Here is a 15,968-nt window from a genome sequence, read left to right as displayed (position 1 = left end):
ATGAAATTGGATTATGATTATATTGTGATCGGCTCTGGTTTTGGTGGTTCCGTCATGACCTGCCGCCTGGTCGAAAAAGGCTACAAGGTCTGCCTGATGGAGCGAGGCCGTCAGTGGAAGATTGGCCAGTTCCCTCGGCGCCCCCACGATGTTCAACAGCGCATGTTCTGGGATCCCGAAGATCAAAAATACGGGCTGATGGAATTGCGGGACACTCCCGAAAGCGACGTGCTGTCACTGACAGCCAGCGGACTGGGGGGTGGCAGTCTGATTTACGCGAACGTGCTTTACCGCATGCCTGAAAGATTCTTTCAAGGCTGGCCGAAGATTTACAATCGTAAGACTCTGGATCCTTTTTACGACCGCGTTCTGCACATGATGGAGGCGAAGCCCTACCCTTATGAAACGCAGAACTATTACAAGGCCACACCCAAGACCGCACTTTTGAAAAGACTGGCGGAAGAAATGCCGCCTCCGCCGGACTCCGTCGGGAAACCCAGTTTCACTTTGCCGCCCCTGGGTGTGCGATTTGAGGGAAGCTTTCCCGGACATCAAACCCACAACATGCACGGGGCTTTGCAGTCCAGATGCAACAAATGTGGCGACTGCGATATCGGCTGTAATATCAATGCCAAGAACTCTTTGGATCTGAACTATATCTTCCGGGCCCGAAATCTGAAAACGGCCGGGGAACCCGCTGACATTCGCACCCACGCGGATGTCGTGCGCATCGAACACTGCGGTGATTACTACAAGGTGACTTATGTCATTCCGGAATTCCCACAGCAGGAAACAACCTTCACTGCGAAGAATGTGATTTTGTCAGCCGGTTCCATTGGATCAACATCCCTGCTGTTGAAAATGAAGAAACAGGGTCACCTGCCGAAGTTGAACATCTGGCTGGGCAAAAAATGGAGCGGTAACGGAGATTTGCTGGGTTTGATTTTTGGATCCCGCGAAAATATTGATGCCACCAACGGCCCGGTCATTACCGGCGCCATCGAATACAATTTCAAGGACTATGAGGATGGCTATCACCATGGAATGTATCTGCAGGAGGCCGGCTTTCCGGTGGGGTTCGCCTGGTATCTTTCCGGAAAGATCCCTCAACTGCCTGGCATTCGGGGATTAGGCACACTGTTCGCTCACAGTATTAAGAAATACATTTTCAAAATTCTGAATATCGAAAGCCGTGATCAGGTCAACGTGGGTGACGAGTTCGCTCAAGCCATTGACCGCGCGGATTTCACCAAACGCTGTTTTGTACTTTTGGGCATGGGAAGAGACAAACCCGACGGAGAAATCCGTCTGCGTTCCGACAACCAGGCCATCATCAAATGGAAGATAGACGGCAGCAAGCTGCACTTTGATCGTCTGCGCACGCAAATGAAGAAAATCGCCGAGCGCATTGGCGGTGTTTTTGTCGACAATCCACTGACTCACTTGAATAAAGTCGTGGCCGTTCATCCACTGGGCGGCTGCCCGATGGGAGAAACAGCGGACACCGGCTTCGTCAATCCACTCGGGGAAGTGTTTGGATATAAAGGTCTTTACGTGGTGGATGGCAGCATCCTGCCCACCTCCACCGGACCGAATCCTTCCCTGACCATTGCGGCAGTTGCTGAATACATCGTAGAACAGATCCCAAACAAGGTAACCACAAAAAACAAAGAGACCCAGGAAGCCTAGGTGTCTTTGCTTTTAAGCTGTTTCGTTTAAATCAGTTCCAGTCCTGATAGTCATCGGCACCACCACTGCTATCCCAGTTCTCGTCGGAAATAGTCAGTGTGATACCAAACAATCGCTCGCCCCAGTAGCTCGTACATTCAAATTCGTAGTCATAGAAGTAATCAGCGACTCTTTCGTTAACTGTACCAAGGACAGCATTCTGTCTGTCTGCTGCTGAAAGATTATTGGTAACCATAAAATTTACACGAAACGAACCATAATAGCGGACTGAGTTTGAAGAAGGCAAAATGTAGCTGCTGCTTGTGGCTACACTAGTAAGGAAGTACTTCCCTGTGCTCTTCGGAAACTCTTCAATCAGATGTGGAGCGGCGCCACCGAAACACTCCTTCACATTGGTATTTGCCCCACAGCTTAACGCATTCGAGTTTGCTTCAGCAGTCGCCGGGATATAACCACCGCTGGTCACATCTGTCGGTACTCCATTTTCATCTACCGGACCTGTCGGCGTTGTGACGGGATAGGAATCGGAACGTTTATAATAATAAGGCCTAAAGCTCAAAATAGGACAATATGCAGGGTTCAGCGAGCCCACTTTGAACTCGACAGCACTGCGATACAATTGGGCCTCTGGTACAGTTACTTCGCACTCAATGTTCGTGCTGGGAGAGCTCGGCGATACAGCGCAGGTCTTCCAGTTTTTAAAAGCTGCGTTCTCTGCGGCAGACTCCCACCGCGTGCCCACCTGAAGATAAACAAAGGCCCCTGCCGGAACTCCTTCTGGCACTGGGATTGTTGGATTTGTTGGTGTAGGATTCTCTGTACTTGGGGTGTCCGTCGGAATGAGCTCCTTCGGCTCTTCCGAGCAAGAAATCACTGATACTGCCAAAAACAAGAATGCCAATAGTAAATATAATGCTGTTTTCATGCCCTACACATCGGAGTTCCGTAGACTCTCACGAGAGGACTAAACAAGAATTGTTTGCTTCTTGCCAGAAATCCGGACTTTTAGTAACAAACATGTTTCAATTTATCTTCAATTCACAAGACATCTTAACAAAGAAAAAAGGCCTCCGGAGTGGAGGCCTTTGACAGGATCTTAAACAGTGATGACTTTTTTGTATTCGGTCAGGCGTTTTTCAAGATCGCCCAAGGTCACTTTCGCCAGAGCTTTCACAGAGAAATCCTGGATCGTGTGAGAAGCCATCATGGAACCCATGATGCAGGCTTGCTTCAGATTCGCGATAGTTGGAACTTCCTTCTGAGCTGCCAGGTAACCGAAGAAACCACCGGCGAAGGTGTCACCAGCGCCTGTAGGGTCCACAACTGTCGGGATCGGCATGGCTGGAAGGATGAAATAGCCCTCATCCTTCGTGTACATCGCAAAGCCGTACTCGCCGCGCTTGATAACCACCGCCTTAGGGCCCATAGCTGTGATGAGCGGAGCTGCAGAGATCGCATTGGCAGCGCCCGTCAGCATCTTCGCTTCACCTTCATTGATCAAAACCAGATCCACCTTTTTTAGAACATCGATCAGCTTGTCTTTTTTGATGGAGATCCAGAAGTTCATGGTGTCCATACCAACAAACTTAGGGGATTTCACCTGCTCCAGTACCTGCAATTGCAGTTCAGGGGCGATATTTGCCAGGAACACGAAAGAGGAATCTTTGAAATGCTCTGGCAATTGCGGATTGAAGTCCGCAAACACGTTCAGATCCGTTTTCAAAGTTTTAGCCTCGTTCAGGTCACCTTCATAAGAACCCGCCCAGTGGAAGGTTTTCCCCGGAACCTTGGAAAGACCCGCCAGGTCCACACCACGGTTGTTCAGAAGATCATAGTCCTTCTGGTCATAGTCTTCACCAACCACACCGACAACACGCACTTTGGAAAACAAAGATGCTGCCAAAGAGAAGTAGTTCGCAGAACCACCCAAAGCGCGGTCCACTTTACCGGATGGAGTTTCAATGGAATCGTAAGCCAGACTGCCGACAACAAGAATTTCAGACATAATGTTACCTCTAGTGTTGATTGTTTTGTTCTGCTTCCTGCGCAGCCAAAAGTTCACGTTTGTATTTAGGAAGACCCGCCAGACGAGAGTTGGAAATATCCATCGTCTGAGGACGCTCTTTCACCGTGGTCAACTGACCGCAAGCCGCGAAGATGTCACGACCCATAGAGCGACGAAGAAGAACGTGCGCGCCCAGATTCATCAGCTCCGTATGGAACGCCTGGATTGTGTCGTCATCAGGACGCTCGTAACCAGAACCCGGGTGTTCGTTGAACGGGATGATATTGATTTTGCACGGAACATCTTTCACCAGTTTCACCAACTGACGAGCGTGCTCCAACTGATCGGTGATACCTTTCAGCAACACGTACTCGAAAGTGATCTTGTCTTTGGAAACACGGTAGTGCTCTTTACAAGCTTCCAGCAACGCCTTGGTATCCCAGCGCTTATTGATCGGCATCACCTGAGAACGGATTTCATCGTTAGGACCATTCAAGCTGACTGCCAGACGCACTTTCGCGTCAGCCACACGCCACATTTCCGGCACGATACCGGAAGTGGAGACCGTGATCTTTTTGCGGGACAGATTGATACCCCATGGGGAATGGATCACGTCGATCGTTTTGAAGACTGCTTCCGGATTGTCCAGCGGCTCACCCATACCCATGAATACGATATTGGTGATGCGCTGGCCTTCCGCCAAACGGTCGTGAACCTGCATGAACTGACCCACGATGTCTTCAGTGCGCAAACGACGTTTCAATTTCTGTTTGCCCGTGAAGCAGAATTTGCAGGCCATGTTACATCCCACTTCAGATGAAATACACAAAGTCAGACGGTCTTCAGATGGAATCACAACCGCTTCAACGGACATGCCGTCTTTCATGTCGAACAGGAACTTCTGAGTGCCATCAACAGACTTCAAGTGCTGAAGAACCGGTGGCAGTTCGAAAGAAAGCATGGATGGAAGGTCCTGACGGAATTCTTTGGAAAGATTGGTCATCTGTTCCGGATCAGTCACACGCTGCTCGTAAACCCATTTGAAAATCTGCTGAGCACGGAACTGCTCTTTGCCTTTGCTTTTGATATAGGCTTTCAGATCTTCCAGTGTCAGGGAGTAGAAATTGACAGGTTGATTTTCAAGGGGTTTGGCGACGTTGTCGTCAGAATAATTAACGGGCGCAAGAGTGCTGCCGGCGTTTGCTTCCATCTTCGGGCTCCTTGGCTTTTTACAGCCGTGCTTGTTACAGCTGGGACCTTACCTTCACTAAGGCTGATCCCGTTGGTTAAAGGATTATGTGTGCGGCGTTTGTAGCACAAGCACCCCCCTTTTCCTAGGGATTTCATATAATTGGGGGCCCAATAGAGCGCCTTCAGAGTCTTTTTCAGGAATTCTTACACCATCTGCCTAAGCCCTGACCAATACTGCAAAGAATCCAGTGCCCCCCCGGGGGCCCTTGTTTTTCCCCGGCGCATCTCTATATTGGCGAACATGATTTGGCCCTTTATTTTCCTGTCCTATGCCAGCTTGTTTGTTTTCGGCCTTACCGACAACATCCGAGGCCCCCTTTTTCCAGAGATTCTGAAGCAATTCGGGGTCAGCGACGGCATGGGATCCCTGATGTTTGCCTTCTCAAACATTTCGGGTTTGATTTCCAGTTATGCCTGCCGCTATCTTCTGCGTCGCTATGACCGTTTGACCGTTTTGAAGGCCGGCACTCTGGGGTTGATCATTTCCCTGCTGGGGCTTGCGGCATCCCCGATCTTCCCGGTGTTTTTGATCTTCAGTTTCGGATTTGGCTTCAGCATGGGGATTCTGGGTCTTGTTCCCAACGTTCTGGTTCCGATGGGTTCCAGTCCGGAGCGCAAGCAGCAGATGCTGGCGGGCCTTCACACCATGTACGGCCTTGCCAGCTTGATGGCTCCGTTAATGGCCGCTGCCATCGAGTACCTGACCGGAAGCTGGAGATGGACCTTTGCCGCCGCCACAGTGGGTCCGATAGCCCTGTACCTTTACATGTTTCATTCCAGTCACAAGTCCCTGCACACACGCTCTTCAGTGACGGACGACCAGCACCGCGCGAACAAAAAGAAAAACCTGAAGCCCCAGTTGTTCCTGGCCATCATGCTGAGCTTCGCAGTTGCCGCCGAGATCATGGTGTCCTCGCGCCTGGCTCTGTATATGCAACGAACCTGGAACTATTCCATGGAGGCCTCTAGCATCTATGTGACTTACTTCTTCATCTGCATGGTGCTGGGGCGCTTTGCTTTTGCGGTGATTCGTTTCCGCCAGTCGGCGCGCGTTCTGCTGTCGGCCTCTGCCGTGATCTGTTTGCTGGTGCTGCTGGCGGGCATCTATGTTCATCCCCTGTTCCTTGCAGGAACAGGCCTTGCGATCGCACCCTTTTACCCGTTGGCGATCTCGTGGATTTCATCCGAGTTCCCGGAGGATCTGGACACCGCCGTGACTTATATGATGACCACGGATTCCCTGATGCTGATCCTGATGCACGTGGGAATTGGCAAACTGACTGATTTCTTCGGAATTCAAAATGCGATACTGGCCGGCTCCGTCTTTCTGGTCGGATCATTTGCAATGGTGAACAGCTATGCGTGGCTGTTTAAGAGGTCCAAATGCGCCTGATTCTATTTTTGATTCTGTTGTTCAGCTTTCCTCCGGTCTTCGCTGTTTTGGAACTTCCACATGAGGGCCAACTGCCCGCGTTGATGCTGAACCAAAATGACGAAGAGCTTTACTTGCGTGGCGTGATTCCCGGCAAAGGCCCCAGCTCCCTGTGTGGACCGACCAGCGCATTGAACTGGTTGCAACTTGAAAAGAAGTCCCTTTCCAAATCTCAGCAAATAGACCTTTTGGAACAAGCAGCCGCCATCAGTCTTTCGCAAGGCACCAACGTTCATCATGGCCTGATCGAACCGCAACTGATTCAGTACCTGCAGAATCTGGATCGCCTGACAGGACAGAACCACACTTATCATGGCAAGGGCCGCCACTTTGGCGGGGTTGAACTGACTGTCGATGACCTGTTGTCGGCCGAACCGCAGATCTTGCTATTGCGCTATGATTCACGCCCGCGCCCTCAGGTGCCGGCCGGCCGAGGCCGTGGTCCCCGCGATGGCTTCGGAAGGGACGGTGGTCGGGACATGGGCATTCCAATTCTGGACGAAAATGAAATCCGCGGATTCCATTTTGTTCTGAAGGTGGCGGCAAATTCTGACACTCAGGAAATTCTGTTCATCGATCCGGAGAATCCCGGCCGCTATTCCCGCGCTCGACTCGAGGTCCGTACAAATCCACGCAATCAAAAGCCCGAGTTGCGACTGCTGCCTCATACGAGCAAAGACCTTTCCAGCTTCACAGGCGGCGGCATGCTGCTGTGGACGGCATTGTCAGCGATAGAGAAAAATCCGTGATCACTCTCGAGGCTAATCCCTTAGCCTCAGTTTGTGATCTGTAAAGGTCTCGTTTTCGCGGATTCAATTATGAATGTTCCAAGGAAGCCGCATACTCTGGTAGCAGCAACAGTTGTTACAGGAGTCCTATGAGTTTTCCTAAAGTTTTTGCCCGATCTGCCACTTCCTCGATTTCTAAAGCTGATGCGTCCGCAAGCTCGTTGGATCTTCAGGAAGAAAGAGAAAATGGCCGCAAAATGATTCTGGGACTATTAGTGGAACTGGTAAGTGACAGCTCCAGTTTGTCGGTCGAAATGGAGGTCGGCGATCGCACCACCATCTATCATGTCCATTGCAAAAAAGAGTGCATCGGGCAGATTCTGGGAGCCAAGGGAAAGAACATCAGTGCGATCAGAACACTTGTGGCTTCAATTTCAGCTCGCAAAGGATTCCGCGCGATAGTTGAAGTTCCTTATTTCCACGAGTAGAATCGGGTGTGCAGTTCAGAGAACTATTCTTTCTTATTTCTATTTTATGTCTGCCAGCACAGGCCTCTTCCACCTTAAAAACGGTGATCGGCGAAAACATGTCGGCCCCGTGGTACTTTGCTGATACAGCCCGGGCACCGCAGGGGATCACCGCGGACTATATGCGGGCGCTCGCGTCCGAACTGAGGCGCGAAATTGAGATTCTTGTTCTGCCAAAATTTCGCATCCGCGAGTATTCACAAAAGAACAAAATTGATCTGAACTGCTATACGTCCCGTGAATGGGCCCAGGTCCGCGAGGCTGACGTTTTTTGGTCAGAGCCTCTTTTCATTTCTAAGAATTTGATTGTTTCTAAAACCTCTGCCGTAAAATCTTTGGATCAACTGAAAAAACAGCGGATCGGCACGGTCTTGAAATACCGATACCCGGCGCTGCAAGAAAGTTTCGATGCCGGGACACTCATTCGCGATGATTCACCCAATGAAGACGCCAATCTGCAAAAATTGGATGCTTCGCGCTTTAACTATGCGGTGGTTGAAGAGATACATTTGGCTTATTATCTTAAGCGCCACAAAAGTTCAAAGATCCAAAGACGTGGACTTGTCATCGAAGAAATCCCTGTGCGCTGCTGGCTGCGCGGCGATTCTCCTCTGAAGATTTCTGATTTAAACCGTGCCATTGCCGCTATGAAGTCCAATGGCACGCTGGAAAAGATTTTTAGAAAATACAAATAGCCCACTAAGGGCGCGGGACCCATTTTACAAAATTTCCGCCAACAAGAATGATCTTTCGTCCGACTACACAGATACCGAAAACGCTGCCAATCTCGGACTCCTTGCTGCTATTCGAAATGGAACCCGTGTACCCGGGGCTTGTGCTAAGCACCCCGGCAATCGTGGTGACGACCGCACCTGGGGTGATCTTACGAACCGTGGCTTCTCCCCATTCAGCAACATAAAGATTTCCCGCAAGGTCTGTCGCAACAGTGTGGGGTTGAGAAAAGCGGGCATTACTTCCCATCCCGTCATCATTTCCGCCCTGGCCTGCAGCTCCGGCAAAAGTGGTCACAACTCCTGCAGCAGTGATCTTACGAATGAGATGATTTCCTGCGTCTGCCACAAAAATATCCCCCGACGGCGTGACGGTGATCCCAAATGGGTTGGAAAAGGTTGCACCAGTCCCAGCTCCATCAGCACCTCCCGGAACACCTACCTGTCCTGCCAACGTCGTTACGACACCGGCCAAGGTCACTTTTCGAACTGTATGATTTCCCGAATCAGCAACATACAGACTTCCAGCCCCATCACTGGCGACACTGCCAATTCCGTTGAAACGCGCCACCGTCCCCGTACCATCAGCGGAGCCCGCATTGTTGTAGTCTCCTGCCAATGAAGTCACCACTCCTCCTGGGGTGAGCTTTCTGATGCGAAAATCATCGACAATATAGATGTTGCCATCCTCTGCCACAGTCAAATCAATGGGGTTTGCGAAACGGGCCGCGGCACCGGTTCCGTCAACAGAACCTGTTTGGCCAGGACTGCCTGCTATCGTAGACACAATCCCGGAGGGTGTGATTTTTCGGATCGTTCTATTCATCGAATCGGCAATATAAAGATTGCCAGCGGAATCGGCCGCGACTCCTTCAGGCTCATAAAAGGAAGCCGCTGTTGCCGCGCCATCTGTCGAACCTTCATTATCCCCGTTCAATGAACCTACTACCAGTGTTACAATTCGTCCGGGTGTTATCTTACGAATCGTCGAATTGTCAGAGTCGGCGATAAACAAATTCCCTGAGGGGTCAATACCAACACCCGTCGGTCCAGCAAAACGCGCCGCGGTCCCCGTGCCATCCACAGCACCATATTCACCGTAGGATCCTGCAAAGTTGCTGACCACTCCCGAGGGTGTCACTTTTCTGATTGCAGAACTGCCGTAATCCGCCACATACAAATTGTTAGAGCTATCTATGGCAACTCCGCGCGGCCAGCTAAATCTAGCTGCGGTGCCAGTTCCATCCACGGCACCACTTGTATTTGCCAGTCCTGCAAAGGTCGTCACAACCCCGGCTGGCGTGATTTTACGAATTGTATCACAGCCTGTACTTACGACAAAAATATTCCCCGCCGAGTCCCCCGCAATGCCCGTCGGGTAATTAAACTTTGCCGCCGTTCCCGTTCCATCAGTACAACCAAAGGTCCCATCTCCGGCAAAGGTCGTTACCACCCCGGCTGGCGTCATCTTTCGGATCAGGTTGCTATTTCTGTCGGTGATATAAAAGTTGCCGTCCGCTGCCAGGGTGATATCCTCTGGACCGTCGAATCTTGCTGCGGATCCGGTCCCATCGGCAGTGCCCGAATTTCCGGATGATCCTGCCACCGTCGTCACAACACCCGCTGGCGTGATCTTGCGAATAAGGTGGTTGTTTCCATCAGTGACAAAAAGATTTCCACCGCCATCAATGGCGGCCGCCGTCGGGTAGTCAAACCGTGCAATGTCACCCGATCCATCCGCATAGCCGAAAGCGCCAAATTTGCCGGCAAAAGTTGAAACGATGCCATTTGAAATTTTACGAATGACAGAAGCGTTGCTATCCACGACAAAGATGTCACCCGACTCATTGACAACCGCATCACGAGGTTCTCTGAGCCGCGCAATATTCAGCGGCCCGTTGATCATAGCGGAAGCATCAACCTGACCGGCTAGAATCTGCAAGCCTACATATCTTTTGTTCCACAAGCCGCCACCGAATCCGAGAGCGTTCATTGGTGGCAGCAGTAAAGAAGTCACCATCGCGAAAGTCGAAATTTTCTTAAACATTCTCCCCCCGGATCTTGTCACTTAGTTGAATCCTTCGATCCACGAAACATAGACGACTGCCCCCACCTTCATAAAGGAATAGATCACATGCCCCACACCCGGCGTGGCATTGGCGGGTTGATAACGGAACGTCGAGCCTGAGTTCGTGAAACTGCAGGCACCCGTATGTGTATTGTTTTGCACGGCGATGGTGTACGTTGCACCTTCAGCCATGTTCACCAAGTCCCACGAGGTCCCCGAACAACCCGTCGTGGTGTACTGGAAGTTTCCGAGTGAAAGATCGAAGCTTGTAGGATTAGTGTCACTGACCAGACTTGAAGCGATGGCTCCATTGACCTTCAATTTTACGTCCGGATCTCCAGCCACGCCAATGCCGACATTCCCCGATGAATAAGCCGTAAGAACTTTGGTGTTATTGGTAAACAGAGTCACTGGTCTTACGCCATTGGATCCAAGAACAACAGTATTGGAAACACCGCTGGCACTGCTGTTTCCCCAACCGACGAAACCTTCAGGCCCGCCACCGGTGTTGAAGAATTCAACCGAACTGACTCCGCTGCCGCTGTTGTTCTGGACACTGATGGCCCCTTGTCCCGACGAGTTGTTCACCACGGTCAAATTGCGGTCGGCGCCCGAAGCACCAATAGCGACTTTGCCCGCATTATAGTAGATGTCTGACCCCGAAACTCCCCACTGGCTGGTGGGAATGTTCGTGTTACAAATGATCGAACTGGTCCCATCGGACGTACACATCTTGTTTGCCGTGATCCCCGAGACCCCAATCAGCGGCACATTTCCAGAAACCGCCCCCGTGTCTCTTGTACCAGCAGATCCGATGCCCAAACTTGTCCGGGCCGATCCCGCGCTGGTGGCGCCGGTACCGCCGTTGGCAATGGACAAAGTCCCCGTCACATCTGACGACAAAGCCACCAGTGAATTCACCCACGCGGATCCATTATATCGAATATGTTGTCCCGCCAAAGGAGATGTGATCGAAGCCGACAGCTTGCCGTTGAAGGTGTCATAGTCTGACTTGCTGATCAGACCGGCGGTCACTGAGGCTGCCGACGCCATCGGAATATTCAAAGTGTGCGTGCTGGTCGCTGAGCTGAAGGCTGGCGCTGTTCCCGCTGTACCAACAGCGAACGTTTGCGTTGCCGCAGTCAAACCACCCAGCGAAGTGATGCCACCTGCCGCCGGCGTTGTCCACGACAACGTGCCTGATCCATTCGTCGTCAGAACCTGGTTGGCGCTACCGTCTGCTCCGGGCAAAGTGTAAGTAATATTATTACCGGAAGCTGGAGCTCTGAATCCCGAATAGCCAGAAGTCGTTCCAGATGTTCTGATTTCGCCTTTCACATCCAAAGCCGAACCCGGCATCGTGGTGCCGATACCAACGTTACCCGCGTAATCGATTCTCATGCGTTCCAATGCCGTCGAACTTCCAACTGGACCCGTATAAAACAGCATGTTCGTTGGAGTATTTGTCGCCGTAAAGTTCTGATGAGCAGTGACATTGATACCTGCAGCTGGTCGGAAGCCAGAAGCATATCCAGAATACCACATTCTTCCAATGATCGTTCCAGCTGTCGTTGCTGTGGGCGAGGCTTTTGTTCCACCAGCATTTTGAATCCAAAGACCCACGGGACCTGCGCCACCGTAATCCGTGATCTGCATCTTGGTGGAGTAACCAGAAAAGTTATCCGGACTTTCAACACTCAAGCTGACGTTATCATCGGAAGACCCTATGACAGTCAGACCAGAACCCACAAGCCTCATTCTCTCAACGCCTGCAGTAGCGAAACCCAAAGTGTCCGCCGCCGCACCGAACATTCCAGTATTGGTGTCCCCAACTAGAGTGTAACCCGGCGCCGCGGCAGTGCCAGCCACAGCCTTCAATGGGCCCGTCATATTCACTGTGCCGTCAGCTTTAAAGTCGCCAGTTCCAGCACTTGGAGTGTACCAACTCAAATTCCCGGAAGCATCAGACTGAAGCGACTGTCCTGCAGTTGGCACCGCCGCTGGCCAAGTCAGATTGTAGCTCGCAGCCAATGTTGTCGGTGATTTTAAATAAACTTTCTCCGGCCCCGAAGAATCTTTGAAGTAAATCCCTTTGGTAGCATCAAAGGTTAAATCACCAGTCATTGTGTCTCCGGCGTCATTCACAGGAGTGTAGCCCAAAGCCGTAGTCACATTTCCTGAAGTGATATTCGCGCCCGGAGCCTGACAGGAAAAACCTGCCACAGTCCATGTCGGCACATGCCCCGTGGTCGCACACGCAAACTCATAGAATCTCCCGGTGGAATCCACCATCGAGAAGCCGGTGGTCGCCGAGTTCACACCCGTAAAGTCCATGTCAGCCTGAACAACTGTTCCGTCGGCAATCTTTGGCGAAGTTACGGCATTCGCCGCGATCGTCGCGACGACAGAACCAGGCCCGGTCGCCGTCACATCCCCCGTCAAGGCTGTGACGTAGTTGCCAGCAGCCTGCTTTGCAGCGAAAGAGTCATAATCTGTTTTGGAAATAAGCCCCGCGGTCACCGATGCCGTAGAAGCCATCGGGATATTCAGCGTGTGCGCATTACCCGCGGAAGACCAAGCAGGGGCCAAACCGGACGTCCCCGGTGTAGCAAATGTTTGAGTCGAACCCGTTTGACCATTCAAAGAGGTCAATCCTGCGCCCGACACTCCCAAGGCCACCGCTGCGGAACCATCCCAGTACTTCACTTGATTGGAAGTTGTATTAAACCAAGTTTTCCCTTTATCACCCGCCCCCCAGCCGGTGATCAAAGTGGTCTCTGTCGCATTCGTGTAGTTGCCAAGCCCCAAAGAGCCGGTCATTACATCGCCAGCTTTGTTCACCGGCGTATATCCCAAAGCGGTCGTCACATCACCTGAAGCGATATTCGCCCCCACAGTCACACGCCCCTTGGCATCGACAGTCACTTTGGAATAAGTTCCCGCCGTCACACCAGAATTAGCCAAAGTCGTTGCAACAGACCCCGCAGAGGATGTCACATCACCAGTCAGCGCCGGCATACGACCTGCCGCTAATGTGCCCGTCGCATCTGCCGTACCCAGGTCGACAGCATTCTTCACCGCCAAAGAGCCAAGCCCCGTGATGTCAGAATTGGACAACTGTGCCGCCACCCAATTTGTGCCATTCCAACGAAGGGTTTGGCCCGTCGTTGTTCCAGACGCGATTGAAATCACCGGAGTAGTCCCGCCCGAACTTGCCAACGGAGCTGAGGCTGTGACACCCGTCACAGTTCCCGTCCCGGCATTGTCGACTCCGCAAATCCAGCCTGAGCCATTCCATTTCAGAACTTCATTGTTCGCACAAGACACGTTGTTCGGTTTGTAAGAAAGATACTGACCGGCCGCTGAAGAAACACGGTCTGCACGCACATTGGTTACCGTCACAACACCGGCATTGGAAACCGTTGCATCCCCCGACAGGGTTTGCGCAGCCGCCGCGTTGGTGCCATCGCCGATCCAAATTTTACCATCTGCCAAAGCTGGCAAAAGTGGTGCCGGGGCCTGACAGGCAAAACCAGCCACCGTCCATGTCGGCACATGACCCGTGGTCGCGCAGGCAAAATTATAGAACTTGCCTGTGCTGTCTTTCATCGCAAACGAAGTCGTTGCGGAGTTCACACCACTGAAATCCATATCCGCGCCGACAATCGTGCCATTGGCTATTTTCGCTGAAGTCACGGCGTCTGCGGCAATCGTCGCTGCGACAGAACCTGGCCCGGTCGCGGTCACATCCCCCGTCAACGCCGTGACATAGTTGCCTGCGGGCTGTTTCGCTGCGAAGGCATCATAGTCTGTTTTATTCAGCAAACCAGCAGTGACTCCCACCGCCGATGCCATAGGAATATTCAAAGTATGTGTGTTTGAAGCAGAACTCCACGCAGGTGCCGTGCCCACAGTGCCGGTCGCAAACGCTTGTGCACCACCCGTCTGACCACCTATGCTGGTGATCCCGGAACCTGCAACACCCAAAGCCTGCACAGTCGTTCCATTCCAGAATTTCACCTGATTGGCTTCACTGTTGTACCAGGTGTAACCTTTGTGAGCGGCCGAAAGACCACCTGTCAAAGTGGCTTCTTGCGCATTCGTATATGTTCCCAAACCCAACGCGCGCTGCGGGCTCATCAAAACATAGCCTGTTGCAGTCACATCGTTAGAACCCATGTTCAAGGCGCCGGCCATCGTGTCGCCGTTTTTACTGACGGCATCCGTGATCCCGTACCCTGCCAAGGTCGTAGGTTTCCCCGTGGTGATCTTGGCCCAATCCAAAGCCGGAACATCCGCCGCCACCAAGGCGCCGTTGATCCAGGCTCCGCTCTCAAAGCGCAGGAAATGGCCGTCAGCCAAAGCCGTGGTGTTCACCGCCGTGCCTTTGATCTTATCAACGGTGTTTGCGCCCACGGCCCCGCTGACGTCACCGGCCAGAGTTGGCGCTGATGGCAATCCGGTCCAAGTGCCGTCTCCACGCAGATAAGTCGTGGCATCCGCCGTCCCCGTCGGATTCATCACCGCCAAAGGCCCCAGTCCCAGGTTTGTCCGTGCACCCGCAGCGGTGCTGGCTCCGGTTCCGCCGTTAGCCACGGCCACAACCCCGGTCACATTGCCGGCGGTGGTTGCCGTGGGGGCCGCGTAAGTTCCCGCCAGAATATCGGCCATCATGCTACTGCCAAACCAGGACTCGGCCGCTGTTTGAGTCAAACCGCCCGGCGTGTTCACGTTAATAAAGTCTGCACTGGCTTTGCCATTCAGGGTTTCTGCACTGCCGGCATTTTCGGCGTGCACGGCCAGAGGAGCCGAACGCATATTAAAGTCGGCAGTGATTCCAAGACTGCTGACCACGACACGCAGTTTACGACTGTCGGTCGCCAGAGGTGTGTAATCCGTAAATCCGTTTGAACATGTCAGACTGGTTTTAGGTTTGTCGTTAAAAACTTCTTTAAGGCTTAAAGTCGGCAGCGCAGATTTATTCCCACGCCCCACAACCAGGTAAAGGTATCCTTTTTCAATCTGCACACCCGAATGCATTTCTTCCCACAGGATGCAGGAATTGCCGTCACTGCGAACACCCAAAATCTGCACCACCACATTGGAGGTCACAGTGGGAAACGCGGGACTTGACGGGTTGGAGTTGTCCTTAATCACACCTTGAAAGGTGATCCCTTTGTTGCCATTGGTTTGCGCCAATGCCATGGAGGAAAGCAACAACAGATTCAAAATCAGAAATTTGGATCTATTCATAAGCGATAACCCCTTCTACAACGTAGTTCCCGCTAATCCGTTTTTCCGTTGTTTCTGCAATTTGACCTTGAACTTGATACTGGCCCGATACGGCCACTTCGGTATTCTGATAGTCTTTGTCGTGACGGATAGCTGCAGGAGTCGGCAGCGCCTGCTGATTCAAATCACTGATGTTGGCCTCCAGCGAACACCCACTGGTAGAAACCATCAGAACTGACATTGTTAAAGTCACAACCCAAAACATCCCTGACTCCGTCGCAAAACGTACTGCATTCAAATCTATA

General features: G+C 52.0%; 11 protein-coding genes. 5 read left to right on the top strand and 6 right to left on the bottom strand.

The annotated features are described in order from the left end of the window. Positions 1-1,689: a GMC oxidoreductase gene (locus tag ACZ520_RS03390; RefSeq protein WP_464127563.1), complete on the top strand. Its 1,689-nt coding sequence runs from the start codon at positions 1-3 to the stop codon at positions 1,687-1,689. A 31-nt stretch (positions 1,690-1,720) separates the two neighbouring features. Here the strand turns inward: ACZ520_RS03390 and ACZ520_RS03385 are convergent, their stop codons facing one another. From ACZ520_RS03385 to rlmN, 3 genes are all read right to left on the bottom strand, one after another. Next, positions 1,721-2,614 (bottom strand): hypothetical protein, encoded by an 894-nt coding sequence (locus tag ACZ520_RS03385; protein ID WP_157678794.1) that lies wholly within the window; start codon positions 2,612-2,614, stop codon positions 1,721-1,723. A 171-nt stretch (positions 2,615-2,785) separates the two neighbouring features. Beyond that, positions 2,786-3,694, bottom strand: a complete 909-nt coding sequence (locus ACZ520_RS03380) for a PfkB family carbohydrate kinase (RefSeq protein WP_011163293.1) — start codon at positions 3,692-3,694, stop codon at positions 2,786-2,788. Between the two features lie 10 nt (positions 3,695-3,704). Further along, positions 3,705-4,904 carry a dual-specificity RNA methyltransferase RlmN gene (gene rlmN / locus ACZ520_RS03375; RefSeq protein ID WP_464127562.1) on the bottom strand — a complete coding sequence of 400 codons (1,200 nt, stop codon included), beginning with the start codon at positions 4,902-4,904 and terminating at the stop codon, positions 3,705-3,707. Positions 4,905-5,186: 282 nt separating this feature from the next. On the opposite strand from rlmN, the gene ACZ520_RS03370 reads away from it, so the two are divergent. The 4 genes from ACZ520_RS03370 (at position 5,187) to ACZ520_RS03355 (ending at position 8,327) form a co-directional block, all read left to right on the top strand. Next, complete coding sequence (locus ACZ520_RS03370; RefSeq protein WP_417867923.1) at positions 5,187-6,338, top strand: MFS transporter; 1,152 nt, start codon at positions 5,187-5,189, stop codon at positions 6,336-6,338. Then, the gene (locus ACZ520_RS03365) at positions 6,329-7,126 is read left to right on the top strand and encodes a hypothetical protein (RefSeq protein ID WP_464127561.1); all 798 of its coding nucleotides are present in this window, start codon (positions 6,329-6,331) and stop codon (positions 7,124-7,126) included. The genes ACZ520_RS03370 and ACZ520_RS03365 overlap by 10 nt, the downstream gene beginning before the upstream one ends. A gap of 128 nt (positions 7,127-7,254) precedes the next feature. Beyond that, positions 7,255-7,593, top strand: a complete 339-nt coding sequence (locus ACZ520_RS03360; protein ID WP_464127560.1) for a KH domain-containing protein — start codon at positions 7,255-7,257, stop codon at positions 7,591-7,593. A gap of 8 nt (positions 7,594-7,601) precedes the next feature. After that, positions 7,602-8,327 carry a substrate-binding periplasmic protein gene (locus tag ACZ520_RS03355; RefSeq protein ID WP_464127559.1) on the top strand — a complete coding sequence of 242 codons (726 nt, stop codon included), beginning with the start codon at positions 7,602-7,604 and terminating at the stop codon, positions 8,325-8,327. A gap of 4 nt (positions 8,328-8,331) precedes the next feature. Here ACZ520_RS03355 and ACZ520_RS03350 read toward each other — a convergent pair whose 3' ends face one another. From ACZ520_RS03350 to ACZ520_RS03340, 3 genes are read right to left on the bottom strand one after another with little or no spacing between them, the layout of a single operon-like run. Further along, positions 8,332-10,410, bottom strand: a complete 2,079-nt coding sequence (locus ACZ520_RS03350; protein WP_464127558.1) for an NHL domain-containing protein — start codon at positions 10,408-10,410, stop codon at positions 8,332-8,334. 21 nt (positions 10,411-10,431) lie between these two features. Then, positions 10,432-15,684, bottom strand: a complete 5,253-nt coding sequence (locus ACZ520_RS03345) for a beta strand repeat-containing protein (protein ID WP_464127557.1) — start codon at positions 15,682-15,684, stop codon at positions 10,432-10,434. Next, entirely contained in the window at positions 15,677-15,916 is a 240-nt protein-coding gene (locus tag ACZ520_RS03340) for a hypothetical protein (RefSeq protein WP_416479448.1), read from the bottom strand. The genes ACZ520_RS03345 and ACZ520_RS03340 overlap by 8 nt, the downstream gene beginning before the upstream one ends. Between the last annotated feature and the right edge of the window lie 52 nt (positions 15,917-15,968).

The organism is Bdellovibrio sp. BIS2 (assembly GCF_055398295.1).
The sequence above is the reverse complement of the archived record's forward strand: the minus strand, read 5'-3'. Positions and strand labels throughout refer to the sequence as shown.

Bases quoted from the DNA above. Each gene is read 5' to 3' on its own strand.
- ACZ520_RS03385 (WP_157678794.1), bottom strand. From the start codon at position 2,614: ATGAAAACAGCATTATATTTACTATTGGCATTCTTGTTTTTGGCAGTA.
- ACZ520_RS03380 (WP_011163293.1), bottom strand. From the start codon at position 3,694: ATGTCTGAAATTCTTGTTGTCGGCAGTCTGGCTTACGATTCCATTGAA.
- ACZ520_RS03360 (WP_464127560.1), top strand. From the start codon at position 7,255: ATGAGTTTTCCTAAAGTTTTTGCCCGATCTGCCACTTCCTCGATTTCT.
- ACZ520_RS03390 (WP_464127563.1), top strand. From the start codon at position 1: ATGAAATTGGATTATGATTATATTGTGATCGGCTCTGGTTTTGGTGGT.
- ACZ520_RS03350 (WP_464127558.1), bottom strand. From the start codon at position 10,410: ATGTTTAAGAAAATTTCGACTTTCGCGATGGTGACTTCTTTACTGCTG.
- ACZ520_RS03365 (WP_464127561.1), top strand. From the start codon at position 6,329: ATGCGCCTGATTCTATTTTTGATTCTGTTGTTCAGCTTTCCTCCGGTC.
- ACZ520_RS03345 (WP_464127557.1), bottom strand. From the start codon at position 15,684: ATGAATAGATCCAAATTTCTGATTTTGAATCTGTTGTTGCTTTCCTCC.
- rlmN (WP_464127562.1), bottom strand. From the start codon at position 4,904: ATGGAAGCAAACGCCGGCAGCACTCTTGCGCCCGTTAATTATTCTGAC.
- ACZ520_RS03370 (WP_417867923.1), top strand. From the start codon at position 5,187: ATGATTTGGCCCTTTATTTTCCTGTCCTATGCCAGCTTGTTTGTTTTC.